The following is a 17,610-nucleotide window of genomic DNA, read 5'->3' on the forward strand; positions in this document are numbered from 1 at the left end:
CGCGCATTTATGCCGACGAGGTACCGCCAGTATAAAAGCAAAGGAAAACCAGGCTTTCAACTAGCCTGGATAGCACCCGCGACCAAGGCTAACACTTTAATTTCCAATTATCGCTATACTTTTATAGACAAGCGGATATAAAAAATATCTACTGCACTTGCGTAAATATCTGCTTAGGATTCTGTAACTTTACGCGGCAAATAAGAACCCCTAACTTTATTTGCCATGATCTCCGATCAGTCTAAGATTTTATTTGAGGCGCTGACCTACGACGATGTGCTTCTTCTACCGGCCTACTCCGAGGTACTTCCCCACCAGACCGATACTTCCACCCAGTTAACCCGCAACATCCGCATCAACATTCCGCTTCTGTCGGCTGCCATGGACACGGTAACCGAGGCCGATTTGGCGATTGCGATGGCACAGGAAGGCGGCATCGGCATCATTCATAAAAACATGTCCATCAGAAAGCAGGCCGAGCAGGTGCGCAAGGTAAAGCGTTCGGAGAGCGGCATGATCATGGACCCAATCACTCTGAATGAGAAGGCCACGCTGGGCGACGCCGTGCAGATCATGACCGAGAACAAGATTGGCGGTATTCCGATCGTGAACGACGAAGGCCAGCTGACCGGCATCATCACCAACCGCGACCTGCGTTTCCAGAAAGACCTTACCCTGCCTGTTTCGGATGTGATGACGAGTGAGAACCTGATCACAGCCCAGAAAGGCACCGATCTGGCCAAGGCCGAGGATATCCTGCAGGAGTTCAAGATCGAGAAGCTGCCGGTGGTAGACGAGCACGGAAAACTGGCCGGCCTTATCACTTACAAAGACATCCTGAAGAAGAAAGACCGTCCCTTTGCCTGCAAAGACGAGTATGGCCGCCTGCGTGTAGGTGCCGCCGTTGGGGTAACCCCGGATGTACTGGACCGCGTGAAGGCACTGGTAGACGCTGGCGTAGACGTAATCAGCGTGGATACCGCCCACGGCCACTCTAAGGGGGTGCTGGAGGCAGTAAAGCGCATTAAAACCGAATTCCCGAACGTAGACCTGATTGCGGGCAACGTGGCCACTGCCGAGGGCGCCAGAGCGCTGGCCGATGCTGGTGCCGACGCGGTGAAGGTTGGCGTTGGCCCAGGAAGTATTTGTACGACCCGCGTTATTGCCGGTATCGGTGTGCCGCAGCTCTCTGCCGTAATGGAGGCAGTGAGAGGCCTGGAGGGCACTGGTGTTCCAGTTATTGCCGACGGTGGCATCAAGTTCTCCGGTGATATTGTGAAGGCGCTGGCGGGCGGTGCAAGCACGGCCATGATTGGCTCGCTGCTGGCTGGCACGGAAGAGGCCCCGGGCGAGATGATCATCTACGAAGGACGCAAGTATAAAACCTACCGTGGCATGGGCTCTGTAGAAGCGATGGAGGAAGGCTCCAAGGACCGCTACTTCCAGGGCGACGAGAAAGACTCCAAGAAGCTGGTGCCGGAAGGCATTGTGGGCCGCGTGGCTTACAAAGGCCTGGTGAGCGAAGTGATTTACCAGCTGGTGGGCGGCATCAGGGCCGGTATGGGCTACTGTGGCACGCCACGCATCGAGGATCTGCAGAAAGCCAAAATGGTGAAGATAACCGGCGCCGGCCTGCGCGAAAGCCATCCGCACGATGTGCAGATCATGCGCGAGGCTCCTAACTACAGCCGCTAACGTATAAAGAGTGTGGTGCCATACTTTTGTGTGGCAACATCCAGTAAAAAGTATAGCAGCCGGTGCCTGTGCGCCGGCTGCTATACTTTTTTACAAACATAAACAAAATGCTATATTTTACGTTCGATACAGGGGCAAAGGCAAACCTGCGCTTCCTGAATTACGTTATGCAAGTTGTTTTGCCCCACAGGGCAGGACATCCTTAGCCAAGATGTCGTTTTTTTAACTACCTTTCATGTTAAAAGCAGGCCGGGAAACTTCCTATTCTGCTGTGGCTAATCAAAAGACGGATACCCGTTTTATGCTGTATAAGAACAACGCAAAAACCTTACTGGCAACCACCACGGTAGTAAGCTGGCTCTTACTACTGGTGTATGTGCTGCTCACTGCCGAAAGCAAACAGGCAGGGAGCAACGCGCCCGGTTTTGCGTATCCGTTCATCAGCAACCTCCTGATTGTTATCTTCATCGTGTCGGTGTTCCTGTTTCAACGGCTGCACACCGAGATGCTCAAGGGCGTAGACTTTATCGGCTACCTCTGGAACCTCTTCTCCAAGGCGGGGGTGGCGGCTTACCTGAGCGTGGCGCTCTACCTGGTGTACCGGGTTTACATCAACTACATCGATGAGCAGTATACCTTGCTGCTGCACGTGGTGTATCAGATTAACTTTGGCTTGCTGGTGCTCTTCCTAGCCAAGGCCTTTTACATCTGGCGGCAGCTGCTGCTGCACCACAAAAACAAGTTTCTGCAGATAGCCTGGGATTGGTTTGAGCTGCTGCTGGGCGGCATCCTGCTCCTCACCCTGTTCAACTTCAAGTATACCAGCTACGTTTTCCTGCCGCTGCTGGCGCTGATGGGCTTCTACATCCTCTTTCTGTGCACCAACCTCAAGTGGGTGGCCTACCTTACCTTCAGCAACAAGAGCCGATCGCTGGTGCTGCTGGGTGCCATCCTGCTGAGCTGCTACATCTTCATCCGCTTCTTCTACAACATGGCCGATAACGAGCAGCTCACGGTGGATTATACCGACGTGGGATTCCTGCTGCTGGCCATGCTGTTTGTGGGGCTTTATACATTGGCGGCCTTCCTGGTGTCGTTGTTCAGCCTGCCCACCTCCAGCGTGTTCGAGCAGAAGAGCGAGGATTTGCTCAACTTCCAGCGCCTGAGCCTTTCCATCCAGCAGGGGCAGAGCGAGGCGCAGGTATACGACATGCTAGTGGACAGCACCATCAAGGCCTCGGATGCCAGCGCCGCCTGGTTCGAGGTAATCCGCAACAGCGATCCGCAGGTGACGCACCTGCTCAACATCACCGAGGCGCAGGTAAAAAGTATACGCCACCTGCTGCAGGCCTACAACATCCACAACATGGATTACATCAACAACAACTTGGGCCGCAACCCAGGCTTCCGGGGCTTAGGCCTGCCCTGGAAATCCATGGCCATACTTCCGATAAAATCCACCAAGCACCTTTCGGGGGTGCTATACTTGTTAAAGGACGTGGAGGGCGGGTTTGACCACGAAACCGTGAACGTGCTTCGCACCTTTACCAGCCAGACCACCCTCACCATCGAGAACCTGCGCCTGATTAGCGAGTCGCTGCAGAACGAGCGCTACAAGGAGGAGCTGAAGATTGCCACGCAGGTGCAGGAGAGTCTGAACCCCAAAACATTCCCCACCGATAGCTGGTTTGAGATAAGCACGCACTCGGTGGCCGCCAAAGAGGTAGGAGGCGACTTCTACGATTTCCTGCAGCTGAGCGAATCACGCATCGCCATCATCATCGGCGACGTATCAGGAAAGGGTATCTCGGCCGCTTTCCATATGGCGCAGATGAAGGGCATTTTTCATGGGCTGATGCAGCAGGACATGGCTCCGAGCGAGTTCATGAAGCAGGCCAACAGCGCCCTGAGCCGCTGCCTGGAGCGAACCTCTTTCATTACTTCTTCGCTATATATCATAGATTACCGTATGAAGGGCTTTATGTTCGCACGCGCGGGCCACTGCCATACGTTATACTATAACTCGATGATGGATGACGTGTTCTATTTCAAGACGGACGGTCTGGGGCTGGGCATCCTGCGCGACGACAAAGCCTATGCCGGGCACATCCGCGAGATGTACTACGACTACAACCCCGGTGACGTGATGGTAATATACACCGACGGCATTGTGGAGGCACGCAATTTGCAGAATGAAGAGTATGGCGAGGACAGGCTGCTGTACATGCTCAAGCAGACCTACCACCTGGAGGCCGACGACATTAAGTATGCCATCATCAACGATGTGAACGACTTTACCGGACCCGACAACGTTTATGACGACCAAACACTGCTCGTCATAAAGTTCAGGCCCACCCAACAAAACATATGACTAACCCGTAAAGTATGCCGATGAAAATTACACAAGAAATCAGAGACAACACCGTAATCCTTACCCTGGACGGTGAATTGGACGCAAGTTCCTCCGTAATATTGGACGAAGAGTTATCTGACCCGGAAATTATGAAATACACTATGGTTTTGGTTAATTGCCAGAACCTGAACTATATTTCATCAGCGGGCCTTGGGGTGTTCATCTCCCACTTGCAGCGTTTCGAAGATGCCCAGATCCGGCTAATCTTCTACAACATGCAGGATAAGGTGCGTAACGTGTTCGAGATACTTGGCCTTGACCTGCTCATGACCATCGTGTCCGATTACGAGGAAGCAAGAAGCATTGCCAATGAGTAACTCCATTCGGGTAAATTGTACTAAAAAAAACCTGAAGCTGATACGGGACTTCGTGACGGAGTATCTGCGCACACTTGCGCTCTCAGATATCCTCATGAACCAAATCGTATTGGCAGTGGATGAGATATGCGCTAACCTGATTATACACGCCAACCACGAGGACCCGAGCAAATACCTGACCCTGAAGGTACAAACCGTGAAAGACCAGGTGAAGTTTGAGATTTCCGACCAGGGCCGCGCCTTTGAGCAAAGCAACTACCGGGAGCCCAACATCCAGGAGCACATCCGGATGGGCAAAAAGGGCGGCGTGGGCATTGCCCTGGTCAACCGCATCATGGACAAGGTGGAGTTTGTGACGGACGGCACCCAAAACACCTGCCTGCTTTATAAGAAAATCAGATAAAGTCAGTTACATACTTTAACTGCCCTTCTTCCGTTATCGGGGAACAAATACTCCTGCAATTATATTAAGGATACAGTTTTTGATTTATCTGTCAGAAATTTTACCTAAAATTGCAATTCCTGGTCCCCCGGGCCGGCGAGAAAGATACTACTGATTTTACATCAACCTATGCGCAGCAACCACCTACTGGTAGCGGCAGCCGCCCTGGCCATTGCCGGCTGTACCGCCACTAAGAAGAACGACAGTAAAGAACCCGCAATCGCTACGCTTGGCAACCAGCCTATCTCCACTTCCGAGTTCCGCTATGTGTATGAGAAGAACAACGGCGGTAACGACGATGCCTATACCCGCGAAAGCGTAACAGACTACCTGAGCCTCTACACCAATTTCAAGCTGAAGGTAATCGAAGCCGAGAACCGCGGCCTGGACACGACCATGGCCTTCAGGCGGGAACTGGAGGGCTACAAGGAGCAGCTGGCGCAACCTTTCCTGACAGAGAAGAGCGTAACTAACCAGCTGGTGAAGGATGCCTATGAGCGCATGAAGCAGGAGGTGAACGCCTCGCATATCCTTATCTCCCTGGCCCCGGACGCCGCCCCTGAAGATACGCTGGCCGCCTACAACCGCGTGGTGGAGCTGCGGCAGCGCGCCCTCAAAGGCGAAGATTTCGGAAAGCTGGCACGGGAAAATTCCCAGGATCCATCAGCTGCTGAGAACAATGGCGAGCTAGGCTATTTTACAGCCCTGCAGATGGTGTACCCGTTCGAGGACGCGGCCTACAAAACCGCCGTTGGCGATATCTCCAAGCCCGTTCGCACGCGCTTTGGCTACCACCTGATTAAAGTAAACGACAAGCGTACTGCCCGCGGCGAGGCCAAGGTAGCCCACATCATGGTGCGCTCCACGCCAAACGCCCCTGCCGCCGACTCGCTGGCGGCCAAGCAGCGCACCGACGCTATCCACCGCCGCCTGCAGCGCGGGGAGCAGTGGGAGAAACTGGTTACTGAGTTCTCGGAGGATGCCAGCACTGCCCGCAACGGCGGCGAGCTGCCGTGGTTTGGCACCGGCCGCATGATCCCTGCCTTTGAGGAGGCTGCCTTTGGCCTGCAGAAGCCGGGCGACATCTCCAAGCCGGTTTACACGCCTTACGGCTGGCACATTATCAAGCTGATCGAAAAGCGTAGCCTGCCGGCCTTTGAGGATATGGAACAGCACCTGCGCAACAAGATAGCCAAAGACTCCCGCTCCGAGCTTAACAAGAGCGCCTTCCTGAAGCGTATCCGCCAGGAGAACAGCTTTACCGAGAACGCAGAGGTAAAGACTGCGGCGCTGGCTAAGGCTTCTGACGAATTGCTGCAGGGCACCTGGACCTATGACGAGAATGACAAGGCGCTGAAGCAAACGCTTTTCTCTATCCAGGGGAAAAACTACACTGTGGCTGATTTTTATACTTATGTAAAAGCCGAGCAGCGCCCGCGCACCAGCGGCACTGCCGCCCACACCATGAACCTGCTCTACGATAACTTTGCAGAGGAGTCCCTGCTGGAGTATGAGCGCAACAACCTCGAAAACAAGTATACCGACTACCGCATGCTGGTGCAGGAGTACCACGATGGCATTCTGCTGTTCCAGCTGATGGACGAGAAAGTATGGAGCAAGGCCATTGAGGACACTGCCGGGCTGCGCACCTTCTTTAACCAGAACCGTGAAAAGTATAAGTGGGGCGAGCGCGCTGATGCCGTGGTTATCAGTGCAGCCAACAAGGAGTTGCTGCAGCAGGCACAACAGCAACTGAATGCAGGTCGCTACCCCGTTTCCTTTGCCAGGCTGAGCGATGTGCTGTTTGCCCAGAACAAGGCAGAGCTTACGGCAGAGGGCAAAGCCGAGCTGGACAAACTGGCAAACCTGCTGGAGCAGAACCAAAGCCTGACGCTGGAAATTAACGGCCACACCGATGCCCGCGAAAACGCCAGTATAGCGGAGGCGCGCGCCAACGCTGCCAAAGCCTACCTGCAGCAGCAGGGAGTACCGGCCGCACAGATAACCAGCAAAAGCCTGGGCAAGAGCAAGCAGGCCGGACCCGACAACACCGAGACCGGCCGCCGCCGCAACCGCCGCACTTCCTTTGCCCTTTATACTTCGGAGCTGGCTGCCCTGGCCGAGAGCCTGAACAAGGACAACCCGCTGGCCGTGCAGATCACGGAGAAGAAGTTCCAGCGAGGCGACAACAAGGCGCTGGACGCCGTGGAGTGGAAGGAAGGCAGCTATACCTTGCAGCAGAACGGCCGCGAGTACTTCATTCTCATCAAAGACGTGCTGGCGCCTGCCCACAAGGAGCTGAGCGAGGTGCGTGGCCCGGTTATCTCCGATTACCAGAACTACCTGGAGGAGCAGTGGGTGCAGGAGCTGCGCAGCAAGTATCCGGTAAATATTAAAGCAGAAGAGGTAGAAAAGCTGGTGCGGAAGTAGGCCCTGGCCCTACGGCTAATTTGCCCTGCTTTTCGTGTATTTCAGAATAAAGAAGTAACTTGTGCGTTATTTCCCAGCATAAGTATAAATTAAAATAGATCCCTTGAAAAAGATACATCAGTTTGCCCTGTTGGCCTTTGCGGCACTTTGCCTCATCGTATCTTCTGCCCATGCCCAGGCTCCTGTGCAACAGGTGCAGGTGGATGGCATCATCGCGAAGGTAGACAACCACGTCATACTTCGCTCCGACCTGGAATTCGGCTACCTGCAGTACCTGGCCCAGTCGAAACAACAGCCCAGCGAAGATCTGAAGTGCCAGATCTTTACTTCCCTGCTGCAGGACAAACTCCTGCTGGCCCGCGCCGAGATTGACTCGATAACGGTGGAGGAAGTGATGGTGACGGGTGAGTTGGACGAGCGTATCAACTACCTGGCCAGCCAGGTGGGCGGCACCGAGCGCCTGGAGCAGTACTACAACAAAAGCCTGCGCCAGCTCAAAGACGAACTCCGCAAAACGGTTCGCGAGCAAATGGTAATGGAGCGTATGCAGCGCGAGATCACCAGCAAAGTATCGGTTACGCCCAAGGAGATTAAAAGGTATTTCAACAACATCCCGAAAGACAGCCTCCCTTACTTTTCTACAGAGGTGGAGATTGGCCAGATTGTGATCCACGCCGAAATTGGCCGTGAGCAGAAACAGGCGGCGCGCCAGCAACTGGAAGAACTTCGCAAGCGTATACTTGCCGGTGAAGATTTTGCCACACTGGCCAAGCAGTATTCTCAGGACCCGGGTTCTGCGCAGGACGGTGGCGAGCTGGGCTTCTTCAAGAAGAAGGAGCTGGTGCCGGAGTATGAGGCAGCCGCCCTTCGCCTGGAGCCGGGAGGCATCTCCAACGTTATCGAGTCGCAGTTCGGTTTTCACCTGATTCAGCTGATCGAGCGCCGCGGGCAGGAGTTTAACACCCGCCACATCCTGATAAAACCGGCCACCGCCACTGTGGACATTAACGCAGCGGTAACCGAGCTGGACAGCGTTCGTTCGCTTATAGTAAGCGATAGCCTTACGTTTGCACAGGCAGCCAAGGAGTACTCCGATGACACCAACACCAAGGATAACGGCGGCATGCTTACGAGCCGCGCCACCGGCACCACCTACATCCCGATGGACCAGGTGGACCCGGCTATCTTCTTTGTGATTGATACGCTGGAGGTGGGCGAAATATCTAAGCCGGTGTCCTTTACCACACCAGACGGCAAAGACGCGGCCCGCATACTTTACCTGAAGTCTAAAACGCCGCCGCACCTGGCTAACCTGACGGACGATTACCAGAAAATTGCCAACGCGGCCCTTGCCCAGAAGCGCAGCAGCGCCGTAAGCGATTGGTTTAAGAAGAACGTTAACACGGTATACATCGAAATAGACCCGCAGTACGAGGAATGCGGCGGGTTGGAGCATCTAACGCAATAACGAACCTATGAAGCAGTTCACCTCTGACAAAGAAGCAGCCGACGCCCTGCACTACTCTTACCGGGAGCTCACTTCCGAAATCTCGAAAGTGATTGTAGGTCAGGACGAAGTGGTAAGGTTAGTACTTACAGCTGTTTTTTGTCAGGGGCACTGCCTGTTGGTGGGCGTGCCGGGGCTGGCTAAAACGCTCCTCATCCAAACCATCGCCTCCACGCTCGACATGAGCTTTAACCGGGTGCAGTTCACGCCAGACCTGATGCCCTCCGACATCGTGGGTGCCGAAACGCTGGATAACGACCGCAATTTCCGGTTCGTGACAGGCCCTATCTTCGCCAACATTGTTTTGGCCGACGAGATAAACCGCACGCCGCCCAAAACCCAGGCTGCCCTGCTGGAGGCGATGCAGGAGCACGCTGTAACCGTAGCAGGACACCGATACCGCCTTCCAGAACCTTTCTTCGTGCTGGCCACACAAAACCCGATTGAGCAGGAAGGCACCTATCCCCTGCCTGAGGCCCAGCTCGACCGCTTCATGTTCAACATCACGCTGGGCTACCCTAGCTACGAGTCGGAGCTGCAGATTGTGAAGAACACCACCGGGGCTACCGTACATCAGCTCAACAGGATTCTGCACGCCGATGACATACTGGCCTTTCAGCAGCTCGTGCGCCGCGTGCCTGTGGCAGACAATGTGGTGGAGTATGCCGTGAAGCTGGTGCACCAGACCCGCCCGAACATGCCCATGGCTTCCAAGCAGGCAAACCAGTTTCTGGAGTGGGGAGCAGGCCCAAGGGCTTCGCAGCACCTGATCGTGGGGGCCAAGTGCAACGCCATCCTTAACGGCAAGTATAGCCCCGATATTGAGGATGTGCAGGAAGTGGCGCTGCCTATACTTCGCCACCGCATTGTGCGCAACTTTAAAGCCGAGGCCGAGGGAATCTCAGAAGAACAACTGATCCGGGAGCTGCTGTAGGCGCTCAAGTCCGCTTATGCAGTCCTTATATCAGACAAGGCCTTATTTCCGACAAGAATTTGAAATTTCTGATGGTAAGCTCAAAGTCTTACAAGAAGCTCCTTTTCTGAAGGAATCCATTGAAATACCTTTTGAAGAGATAGCGGGGAACAAGTTAATTCCCAGGGAAGAGTTTAACCGGAACCTGGTTACCTTTTCAACCTTACTGTTCGTTGTGCTCTGCGCCAAACTGTACTTTCAAATCTTTGGCGACAAACAAGACTACGGCGTAACACTGTTTGTATTGTGTTTGTTCTGCTTCTTCTCGTTTCTTGTCTATTTCACACGTAAAAAGTCTCTCGTTCTAGTTGCTTCTACTAAGCGCGTTGAATTCTTTGAGGAATCCCCTGACAAGGCAACTGTACATACTTTTATTCAAGAGCTACAGGCTCAATCAAAGAAGTACCTGCTGTATAAGTATGCTAAGATGGATGAGCGTATCCCGCTTGAAGAGCAATTAGAGCAGGTAAATTGGCTAAGAGACAGGAATGTCATTACGCCACAAGAACATCAGCAACTTGCTGCCCTGTACAGCAAAGAGTATAGTTTGAGCATTCCGGAAGCTGGTAAGGCGTAACCAAGAGAGCTGCAGAGGTTGGATGTAACCCAAATTAGTGTAATTTTGCGCCCATACTTATAGTTACATTTACTCGATACAAATATGGAAGCGGCTGCTTTATTCCTTCGCTTTAGAGATAACCTGAATAGCATCGCCAATGCGCTGAACAGCAAGCTGGAGATTCGCACCATGCCTTACAACGTCTCCATTCCGCTGGAGATAGACCTGCTGGCTGATGTGCTGCGCCTGCACGGGCTGGATTTTCAGTCAGGCACTCCTGGCTTGGCCCGCCTGTTTGATTTTCAGCAATGGTATCTGCAGCACCAGCAGCAGGCGGACGAGGTGATGCAACGCGTGCTGGAAGACAAGAAAGCATACATGAAAACGGCCACCGGCACCGTACTTCAAAAGGAGATGCTGTACCGCCGCCTGGAGTTCTTCAAAGAAACAGCCCACACGCTGGAGGTAATGATGATCCAGCAGAACCTGCATAGCCCAAAGCACTTCAACTACCCGTACCTGAACGCGTAGTAAGTATAAAGAAGTATAAATACGAAGCCACTCCCTAAAGTATAGGGAGTGGCTTCGTGCTATTACGTAGTCTATACTTTACTTGCGGATAGAAGTATGGCTTTCCTTGGAGTGCTTCAGCTTCAGCTGCCCATCAGGCTGCTCCTTCATACTTGCTGCGGCCATATCACCGGCCGGGCCTTTGGCGATGAGCGTACCACCATCCACCGGGAAGATGGCACCTGTTACATAAGAGGCCTCCTCCGAAGCCAGGAACAGGTATACGTTAGCCACCTCTTCCGGCGTGCCCCGGCGGCCCATCAGCGTGCCCTGCGTTACCATCTGCTCCATCTGCTTGTCCATTGGGCCGGTTTCCTTGTGCGTCCAGCCGGTATCAATAGGCCCAGGAGCTACAACGTTGCAGCGAACGCCTTTTTGCGCCTGCTCGGCTGCCAGTCCCTTGGCAAAGGCATGCATAAATCCTTTAGTGCCACCATACGGGGCGTTCTGTGCAATGCCGAGCGCCCCTGACTCAGAGCCCGCGCACACAATATTGCCCTTGGTTTTCTGCAGCTCCGGCAGCGCCGCCCTGCTCATCACAAAGGCCGTCCGGATGTTGTTTTTGAGCAGGTAATCAAATGCCTCCTCCGAGTAGTCGGAGAGCATGTTCACCTCCGGAAAGGTGCCTGCGTTGTTGATCAGGATATCGAGTTTACCATACTGCCTAACAGCCAGCTGCACGCAGCTCTCGGCGTTGGCCAGCAACGATAAATCGGCTGTGAACGGAATGGCGGTGCCTCCCTCCTCCTGTATTTCCCGTGCCACGTCCTCTACCGGGTCCTCCGGAAAACCGGCCACTATAACGCTTGCTCCCTCTCTGGCGAATTTCTTACAGATGGCCTCACCGATGCCTGCGCCACCGCCCGTCACGATGGCTACTTTTCCTTCAAGTCTGTTTCCCATTTGCTTTCATGTCATTTTAAGTGGTTCAAAATCAATTCATACTTTGTAACGGCAGAAGCACGCCAACTGTTGGATGCGCCTAAACTTGCCGTCATGGCAACACGTTTTACCTTAGTTAGCGTATGAGTGAGCAGAAACCTGACACTTTATCTTTGATGAGCTTTCTTTACAACGCACTCCCTGAAGACTTTGACGAGCACCTCGAGACCAAAAACCTGCTGCTGCGCCCTTACCAGGACGGAGACGAGCGCGACTTCATGCGCTTGCTGCAGGAGAGTATGGCGTACCTGAGCCCTGCTTTTCCGGGACGCCTGTCGCGGGTGCGTGTTCTGGATGATGCCCGCTCTCAGGTGCAGCAACTGCGCACCGACTGGGACAACCGCCGCACGTTTGAGTTTGGGGTATGGCAGAAGCAGGATAATCGTTACATCGGCGATATTGCCCTGAAGAATCTGGACCGCTCTGTACCCAAAGCCGAGGTAGGTTTATACTTTGATGGCTGGCCTGCCACCCGACAGCTAGCGCAGGAGGCCCTGGATGAGGTGATCCATTTTGCCTTCGGCCCCCTGGGCCTAAATAAAGTATACCTGCGTTGCACAACTGCCAACGAGAGCTACGGCTCTCTGGCCGAGAGCTGCGGATTTATGAAGGAAGGCGTGTTGCGCTGCGACCACCGCGGCGCCGACTCGGATGAGCTCCTGGACCTGACCTACTACGGCCTCACCCGCCAGGATTTTGAGAGCAAGCAGCAACAGCAGGCAGCAAATTCTACGGCGGTTGTATAGGTGTTTTAGGCTGCTATACCGGGTCCAACCACCCCTACCCCTCCTTGTCTAAGGAGGGGAGTTCTGTGATTACGATGGCTGAAGTATAAGTTTCGTAGTTGCTGTCCTTACGCGGACAGGTCGCGACCTGTCCCTACAACGTATAAACCCACCCCTAGCCCCTCCGAGGAGGGGAATTTCTGTTAACGATTAACACCCCTATAGTCCCCTCAAGGGGACAGTTTATACTTGTTGCATAGCAAAGGCAGTGGCTATCGAACCTATTCCCAGCCTTTGGGTTGAGCGCCTTGTAGATTTCTGGTGCCCGCTAAGGGCATTGCGACCGAAGGGTAGCAAAAGAAATGTACACCGCGCGATGCCCGAAGGCGAGGCCTCCCGGCCTGGGAGGGCACCAAGTAAGAGATGAAACGAGACGTTTGTGCGAACTAGAGGATGAACTGTAGCTAGCAAGGATAGCTTGTGTCAAGCAGAGGAAAGCGGTGGCTAAGAATCTATAGCAGCAAGTATAAAGTATAGCCAGAGTAAGTATGGCTTTCCAAGCCAGATGGGTTGTAAACCCAACATCATTAGTAGGCACGGGTTGCAAACCCGCACCAGCGACGGGGATGGAAGTGTAGCCTAGTATAAAATCCTGAAAATTCTGATTAAGACAAGTATAAAGTATAAACCTACTTCTACCTTATCAATGTCTTCAGACAGCTATACTTTATACTTAGCGCTTTGCCTTGGCCAGAAAAAAATCAGTATTAAAAGCCAGGTAGAAGCCGCTGGAGAACTCCAGTTTCGGGTTGTTGAAGTCCCAGAGAGGCTCCAGGCGCAGCGTTAGGTTCAGGTTTTCCACCAGCTCAATGTCTTTCATCAACCGAAGGATAAGCAACTCCCGATCCTCCTCCAGGTAATCAGGGTGCTTAAAAGTAGTAGAGGCCGATTGGTACAGCTTGCCGCCCAACTCACTGATGTAGCCATCGCCGCGCCAGTAGCTCAGCATCACATCCTGGTATTTTGTGTCAGCCCCGATGTTGAAGTATAACCCGTGGCCCTGCTCGTAAGGCAGCTGCAGCTCGTTCGAGAAATCCTTAAAGCCCACCACATAGTTTTTAGTATAAAGGCGGTGCAACACCCGGCGGCTATACTTCTTCTCCAGCTCCAGGCCTATGGCAGCATTGGCTACGGTGGTTAGCGGCAGTTCGGAAGCGTCTATCTGGCCACCCTTGTGCTGGGCCGTAAACTGCAGGGGCAGCGTTAAGTATAAACTGTCGGCCAGGTTGCCGCGTCCCTCCTGCCCCAGCAAAAGTATCGCCAACGCCGCGCCGCCGTTTACCTGCTCCTGGTCGTCCTCGCCGCGGTAGAGCATGTTCACCCAATCGGCCCAGGCATCTACGTGAAAGCGGTTGGTTTGTAGCTTGTACTGAATGCCGTTTTCCAGCCGGTTAAGTATAAGCCGCTCGAAATCATAGAGGGGTTCGATGTAGCCGTGGTTCAGGTTTCCCTCCAATGTGCCGAAGAGCAGCTGCCAGTTTTGCCGCTGCACTTTAATGGTAAAGGTCGGGAGGATGTCCTCGTAGCCGGACGCGCCGAAGTCTTTCCAGAGCAAGGCACCCGCTTCTATCACCAGGTTTTCGGTGGGTTGGTAGCTAAGCTTGGGGTTAAGCTGGTAGCCGAACAACGTATAGCCGTCGGCGATTTTGTTGAAGTACTCGTTGTTTTTCAGGAAACCCAGCGCCTGCACCTGCATCCTAATATTTTTAGCATTCTGCTCCCGTACCTGCACCTGCTGCATCAGCGCCCGGTTGTTTAGTTGCGCTCTGGCAAGGGGGCTTACAATCAACAAAATCAGCAGAAAAAAAACTTGTAGCAAGCGCATAAAAAAGCAGTGAGTATGGCACAAAAACAGGTGGAGCTATGTTATAATCAGACGGCAGCAATCAGCTAAAAAAATTAGCAAATTACTTACAAACTATTTTGAAGATTGGTGCCGATTTAGTAATTTCACCTTCAATATAAAGCTAATTAAGAAAACACACATGAGCGTAAGCAACGAAAAACTGAAGGCCCTGCAGCTGACCATGGACAAGCTCGACAAAACATACGGCAAAGGCACCGTTATGAAGCTGAGCGACAACAAGGTTGAGGACATTCCGGCCATCTCCACTGGTTCACTGGGCCTGGATATTGCGTTGGGTATCGGCGGTTTGCCACGCGGCCGTGTCGTAGAGATCTACGGTCCTGAATCTTCTGGTAAAACCACGCTTACTTTGCACTGCATTGCAGAAGCACAGAAAAAAGGCGGCCTGGCGGCATTTATCGACGCTGAGCACGCATTCGACAGAATATACGCCCAGAAACTGGGAATCGACACAGAAAACCTGCTGATTTCTCAGCCAGATAACGGGGAGCAGGCGCTCGAAATCGCCGACCACTTGATCCGCTCTGGTGCTATTGATATTATCGTAATTGACTCTGTGGCCGCCCTCGTGCCGAAAGGCGAACTGGAAGGCGACATGGGCGACAGCAAGATGGGTCTGCAGGCGCGCTTGATGTCTCAGGCGCTGCGTAAGCTGACCGGTACCATCAACAAAACAGGCTGTACCTGTATCTTCATCAACCAGCTGCGCGAGAAGATTGGTGTGATGTTCGGTAACCCAGAGACGACTACAGGTGGTAACGCCCTGAAGTTCTATGCTTCTGTGCGTCTGGATATCCGCCGTGTGGGCCAGATTAAGGAGAGCGCCGACAACATTACCGGTAACCGTACCCGCGTGAAGGTGGTGAAGAACAAGGTAGCCCCTCCTTTCAAAGTGGTGGAGTTCGACATCATGTATGGCGAAGGCATCTCTAAGGTAGGCGAGGTACTGGACCTGGGCGTAGAGCTGGGCATCGTGCAGAAGTCCGGTTCGTGGTTCTCCTATAACGGCGACAAGCTGGGCCAGGGCCGCGACGGCGTGAAGCAAATCCTGCAGGACAACCCGGAGCTGATGGAAGAGATCGAGAACAAGATCAGAGCCATCGTGAAAGGCGAGCCGGAGAAGGTTGCCGCCGCTCTGGACGACTCAGCCGCAGCTGCAGCCGCTGCCGAGTGAACTTTATTTCCCAACCTGAAGTAAAAAAAGGTGCTACCCCGGTAGCACCTTTTTTATTTAAAATCAGTTGAATAGCTAAAGGAGATTCTATAATTTAAGCCTTGGCAAATATTGGTACAGAACTTGATTATAGGTATGTATTGATACTGGAACCAAAAGGAAGGCACTTATGATGAAGAAGTTTTTCCCGGCACTCATTCTACTTACGATCGTACTTTTTGGCTTTGCCACCAAGGACCGTATGCGATCCCACCCCAACGAGAGCTTTAGCACCGGAGAGGTATTGAAGTATAAGGTGCACTACGGCCCTATTACGGCGGCAGAGGCTGTTATCGATATTTCACCGGAAATACACACCGTAAACGACCGCGCCTGTTACAAGGCCACGGTCTATGGCAGAACCAACAGCTCTTTCGATCTCTTTATTCGCGTGCGCGATACCTGGCAATCCTACATAGACACGGCTGCCATTGTGCCGCAGCGCTCGTTCCGCAACATTGAGGAAGGCAACTACCGCAAGCGCGAGACGGTGCATTTCGACCATTTCGCCAACAAGGCGCATGTAGAGAAAAAGAAGAAATCGAAGAAGGTAGAGAAGCAGACCTATAAGATAACCGATAACGTGCAGGACATCGTGAGCGGTTTTTACTACCTGCGCACCCTCGACTTTAACAAGATGCGCGTGGGCGATAAAGTAAACGTGCAGGGATTCTTCGATGAGGAGCACTTTAACATGGAGGTGGAGTTTAAAGGCCGTGAGGTGGTGAGCACCAAGGCGGGCAACATCAAAGCCATTAAACTGGTGCCGCGCATGCCGGAGAACAAAATGTTTAAAGGCGAGAACTCCATCACGGTATACCTGTCCGATGATAAAAACAAGATACCGGTACTAATACAGGCAGAGATGTTTGTAGGCTCGGTGAAGGTGAACCTCTACGATTATAAAAACCTGAAAAACGAGCTCTTGTTAGCCCGTAAATAAGTATAAAAGCCAGCCAACGCTGGCTTTTATACTTTACCATCGCACTGTATAAGATGTAAGGCGCTGAATGCTGGTCCGTTAGAAGTATGAACCAGCCCAAGGTTAAGGAAATGTTACCGGTAGGTTATACTTTTGTTACGTCATCCCTTCTTGCTACAAGGAATGGTATCTTTGCGTAGAGAGAACGGCAGCAGCCACTCGATACACAGCGCGTTGACCAGCGCAGGTGTAGCCAGACACATATAACCAAAGACTCTATACCGTGCAAACAGCATCGCATTACAAAGTTCTTGTAGTAGACGACGATTCAGACATCGTGGAACTGCTGCAGTATAACCTTACCCGCGAAGGATACGAGGTGAGCACTGCCGACAACGGGAAAAAGGCCGTGGAGATGGCCAAACAGGTAAAACCAGACATTATTCTGCTGGACGTGATGATGCCGGTGATGGATGGCATCACTGCCTGCCGCCAGTTGCGCGAGCAGGAGGAGTTCCGCCAGACGCACATCATCTTCCTGACTGCCCGCTCCGAGGAGTTCTCGGAAGTTGCCGCCTTCGAGGCCGGTGCCGATGACTTTATCACCAAGCCCATAAAACCCCGTGCCCTGCTTAGCCGCCTGGCAGCCTTTGCCCGCCGCGAGGCGCAGCTGGAGGGGCAGGACAAGGTAATCGAGGCAGGCGACCTGAAGATTGACCGCACCAGCTTTGCCGTTTACAAAGGCGAGGAGAAAATCACGCTGCCTAAGAAGGAGTTTGAGCTGCTGGCTTTCCTGGCCGCCACTCCCAACAAGGTATTCACGCGCGAGGAGCTGCTGAGCAACATCTGGGGCAACGACGTGTATGTGATTGCCCGCACGGTGGATGTGCATGTGCGCAAAGTGCGGGAGAAGGTGGGCGAAGGAAACATCAAGACCATAAAGGGTGTTGGCTATAAGTTTAACACCGACTAATA

General features: G+C 53.1%; 15 protein-coding genes. 13 read left to right on the forward strand and 2 right to left on the reverse strand.

The annotated features are described in order from the left end of the window. Window positions 1–225: 225 nt before the first annotated feature. The 9 genes from guaB (at window position 226) to BM040_RS13205 (ending at window position 10,867) form a co-directional block, all read left to right on the forward strand. Complete coding sequence (gene guaB, locus BM040_RS13165; RefSeq protein ID WP_092102144.1) at window positions 226–1,695, forward strand: IMP dehydrogenase; 1,470 nt, start codon at window positions 226–228, stop codon at window positions 1,693–1,695. Window positions 1,696–1,930: 235 nt separating this feature from the next. Then, complete coding sequence (locus BM040_RS13170) at window positions 1,931–4,066, forward strand: GAF domain-containing SpoIIE family protein phosphatase (RefSeq protein ID WP_092102147.1); 2,136 nt, start codon at window positions 1,931–1,933, stop codon at window positions 4,064–4,066. A 20-nt stretch (window positions 4,067–4,086) separates the two neighbouring features. Then, entirely contained in the window at window positions 4,087–4,425 is a 339-nt protein-coding gene (locus BM040_RS13175; protein WP_092102149.1) for an STAS domain-containing protein, read from the forward strand. Then, entirely contained in the window at window positions 4,418–4,828 is a 411-nt protein-coding gene (locus BM040_RS13180; protein WP_092102152.1) for an ATP-binding protein, read from the forward strand. The genes BM040_RS13175 and BM040_RS13180 overlap by 8 nt, the downstream gene beginning before the upstream one ends. A gap of 168 nt (window positions 4,829–4,996) precedes the next feature. Further along, complete coding sequence (locus tag BM040_RS13185; protein WP_092102155.1) at window positions 4,997–7,297, forward strand: peptidylprolyl isomerase; 2,301 nt, start codon at window positions 4,997–4,999, stop codon at window positions 7,295–7,297. A 103-nt stretch (window positions 7,298–7,400) separates the two neighbouring features. After that, entirely contained in the window at window positions 7,401–8,765 is a 1,365-nt protein-coding gene (locus tag BM040_RS13190; RefSeq protein WP_245756215.1) for a peptidylprolyl isomerase, read from the forward strand. A 7-nt stretch (window positions 8,766–8,772) separates the two neighbouring features. Continuing rightward, the gene (locus BM040_RS13195; protein WP_092102158.1) at window positions 8,773–9,738 is read left to right on the forward strand and encodes an AAA family ATPase; all 966 of its coding nucleotides are present in this window, start codon (window positions 8,773–8,775) and stop codon (window positions 9,736–9,738) included. 16 nt (window positions 9,739–9,754) lie between these two features. Continuing rightward, window positions 9,755–10,354, forward strand: a complete 600-nt coding sequence (locus BM040_RS13200) for a hypothetical protein (protein ID WP_092102161.1) — start codon at window positions 9,755–9,757, stop codon at window positions 10,352–10,354. Window positions 10,355–10,438: 84 nt separating this feature from the next. Continuing rightward, window positions 10,439–10,867 (forward strand): hypothetical protein, encoded by a 429-nt coding sequence (locus tag BM040_RS13205; protein ID WP_092102164.1) that lies wholly within the window; start codon window positions 10,439–10,441, stop codon window positions 10,865–10,867. A 78-nt stretch (window positions 10,868–10,945) separates the two neighbouring features. On the opposite strand, the gene BM040_RS13210 is transcribed toward BM040_RS13205, so the two are convergent. Then, a complete protein-coding gene (locus BM040_RS13210; protein ID WP_092102166.1) occupies window positions 10,946–11,809 on the reverse strand; it encodes an SDR family NAD(P)-dependent oxidoreductase in 864 nt (287 codons plus the stop codon). A gap of 155 nt (window positions 11,810–11,964) precedes the next feature. Between BM040_RS13210 and BM040_RS13215 the strand changes: the two genes are divergently transcribed. Further along, window positions 11,965–12,594, forward strand: a complete 630-nt coding sequence (locus tag BM040_RS13215; protein WP_092102897.1) for a GNAT family N-acetyltransferase — start codon at window positions 11,965–11,967, stop codon at window positions 12,592–12,594. A gap of 712 nt (window positions 12,595–13,306) precedes the next feature. Here the strand turns inward: BM040_RS13215 and BM040_RS13220 are convergent. After that, a complete protein-coding gene (locus tag BM040_RS13220) occupies window positions 13,307–14,458 on the reverse strand; it encodes a hypothetical protein (protein WP_245756216.1) in 1,152 nt (383 codons plus the stop codon). Between the two features lie 160 nt (window positions 14,459–14,618). On the opposite strand from BM040_RS13220, the gene recA reads away from it, so the two are divergent. The 3 genes from recA (at window position 14,619) to BM040_RS13235 (ending at window position 17,608) form a co-directional block, all read left to right on the forward strand. After that, on the forward strand, window positions 14,619–15,674 hold the full coding sequence (gene recA, locus BM040_RS13225) for a recombinase RecA (RefSeq protein ID WP_092102169.1): 1,056 nt from the start codon (window positions 14,619–14,621) through the stop codon (window positions 15,672–15,674). Window positions 15,675–15,843: 169 nt separating this feature from the next. Continuing rightward, a complete protein-coding gene (locus tag BM040_RS13230; RefSeq protein ID WP_245756217.1) occupies window positions 15,844–16,656 on the forward strand; it encodes a DUF3108 domain-containing protein in 813 nt (270 codons plus the stop codon). Window positions 16,657–16,918: 262 nt separating this feature from the next. Next, window positions 16,919–17,608: a response regulator transcription factor gene (locus BM040_RS13235; protein WP_092102172.1), complete on the forward strand. Its 690-nt coding sequence runs from the start codon at window positions 16,919–16,921 to the stop codon at window positions 17,606–17,608. Window positions 17,609–17,610 lie beyond the last annotated feature (2 nt).

The organism is Pontibacter chinhatensis (assembly GCF_900113285.1).
Lineage (GTDB): Bacteria > Bacteroidota > Bacteroidia > Cytophagales > Hymenobacteraceae > Pontibacter > Pontibacter chinhatensis.

What these genes read in the sequence shown, in the direction of transcription:
- BM040_RS13230 (WP_245756217.1), top strand. Translation starts at nt 15,844, where the DNA reads ATGATGAAGAAGTTTTTCCCGGCACTCATTCTACTTACGATCGTACTT.
- BM040_RS13170 (WP_092102147.1), top strand. Translation starts at nt 1,931, where the DNA reads ATGTTAAAAGCAGGCCGGGAAACTTCCTATTCTGCTGTGGCTAATCAA.
- BM040_RS13210 (WP_092102166.1), bottom strand. Translation starts at nt 11,809, where the DNA reads ATGGGAAACAGACTTGAAGGAAAAGTAGCCATCGTGACGGGCGGTGGC.
- BM040_RS13220 (WP_245756216.1), bottom strand. Translation starts at nt 14,458, where the DNA reads ATGCGCTTGCTACAAGTTTTTTTTCTGCTGATTTTGTTGATTGTAAGC.
- recA (WP_092102169.1), top strand. Translation starts at nt 14,619, where the DNA reads ATGAGCGTAAGCAACGAAAAACTGAAGGCCCTGCAGCTGACCATGGAC.
- BM040_RS13200 (WP_092102161.1), top strand. Translation starts at nt 9,755, where the DNA reads ATGCAGTCCTTATATCAGACAAGGCCTTATTTCCGACAAGAATTTGAA.
- BM040_RS13205 (WP_092102164.1), top strand. Translation starts at nt 10,439, where the DNA reads ATGGAAGCGGCTGCTTTATTCCTTCGCTTTAGAGATAACCTGAATAGC.
- BM040_RS13185 (WP_092102155.1), top strand. Translation starts at nt 4,997, where the DNA reads ATGCGCAGCAACCACCTACTGGTAGCGGCAGCCGCCCTGGCCATTGCC.
- guaB (WP_092102144.1), top strand. Translation starts at nt 226, where the DNA reads ATGATCTCCGATCAGTCTAAGATTTTATTTGAGGCGCTGACCTACGAC.
- BM040_RS13215 (WP_092102897.1), top strand. Translation starts at nt 11,965, where the DNA reads ATGAGCTTTCTTTACAACGCACTCCCTGAAGACTTTGACGAGCACCTC.
- BM040_RS13195 (WP_092102158.1), top strand. Translation starts at nt 8,773, where the DNA reads ATGAAGCAGTTCACCTCTGACAAAGAAGCAGCCGACGCCCTGCACTAC.
- BM040_RS13175 (WP_092102149.1), top strand. Translation starts at nt 4,087, where the DNA reads ATGAAAATTACACAAGAAATCAGAGACAACACCGTAATCCTTACCCTG.
- BM040_RS13180 (WP_092102152.1), top strand. Translation starts at nt 4,418, where the DNA reads ATGAGTAACTCCATTCGGGTAAATTGTACTAAAAAAAACCTGAAGCTG.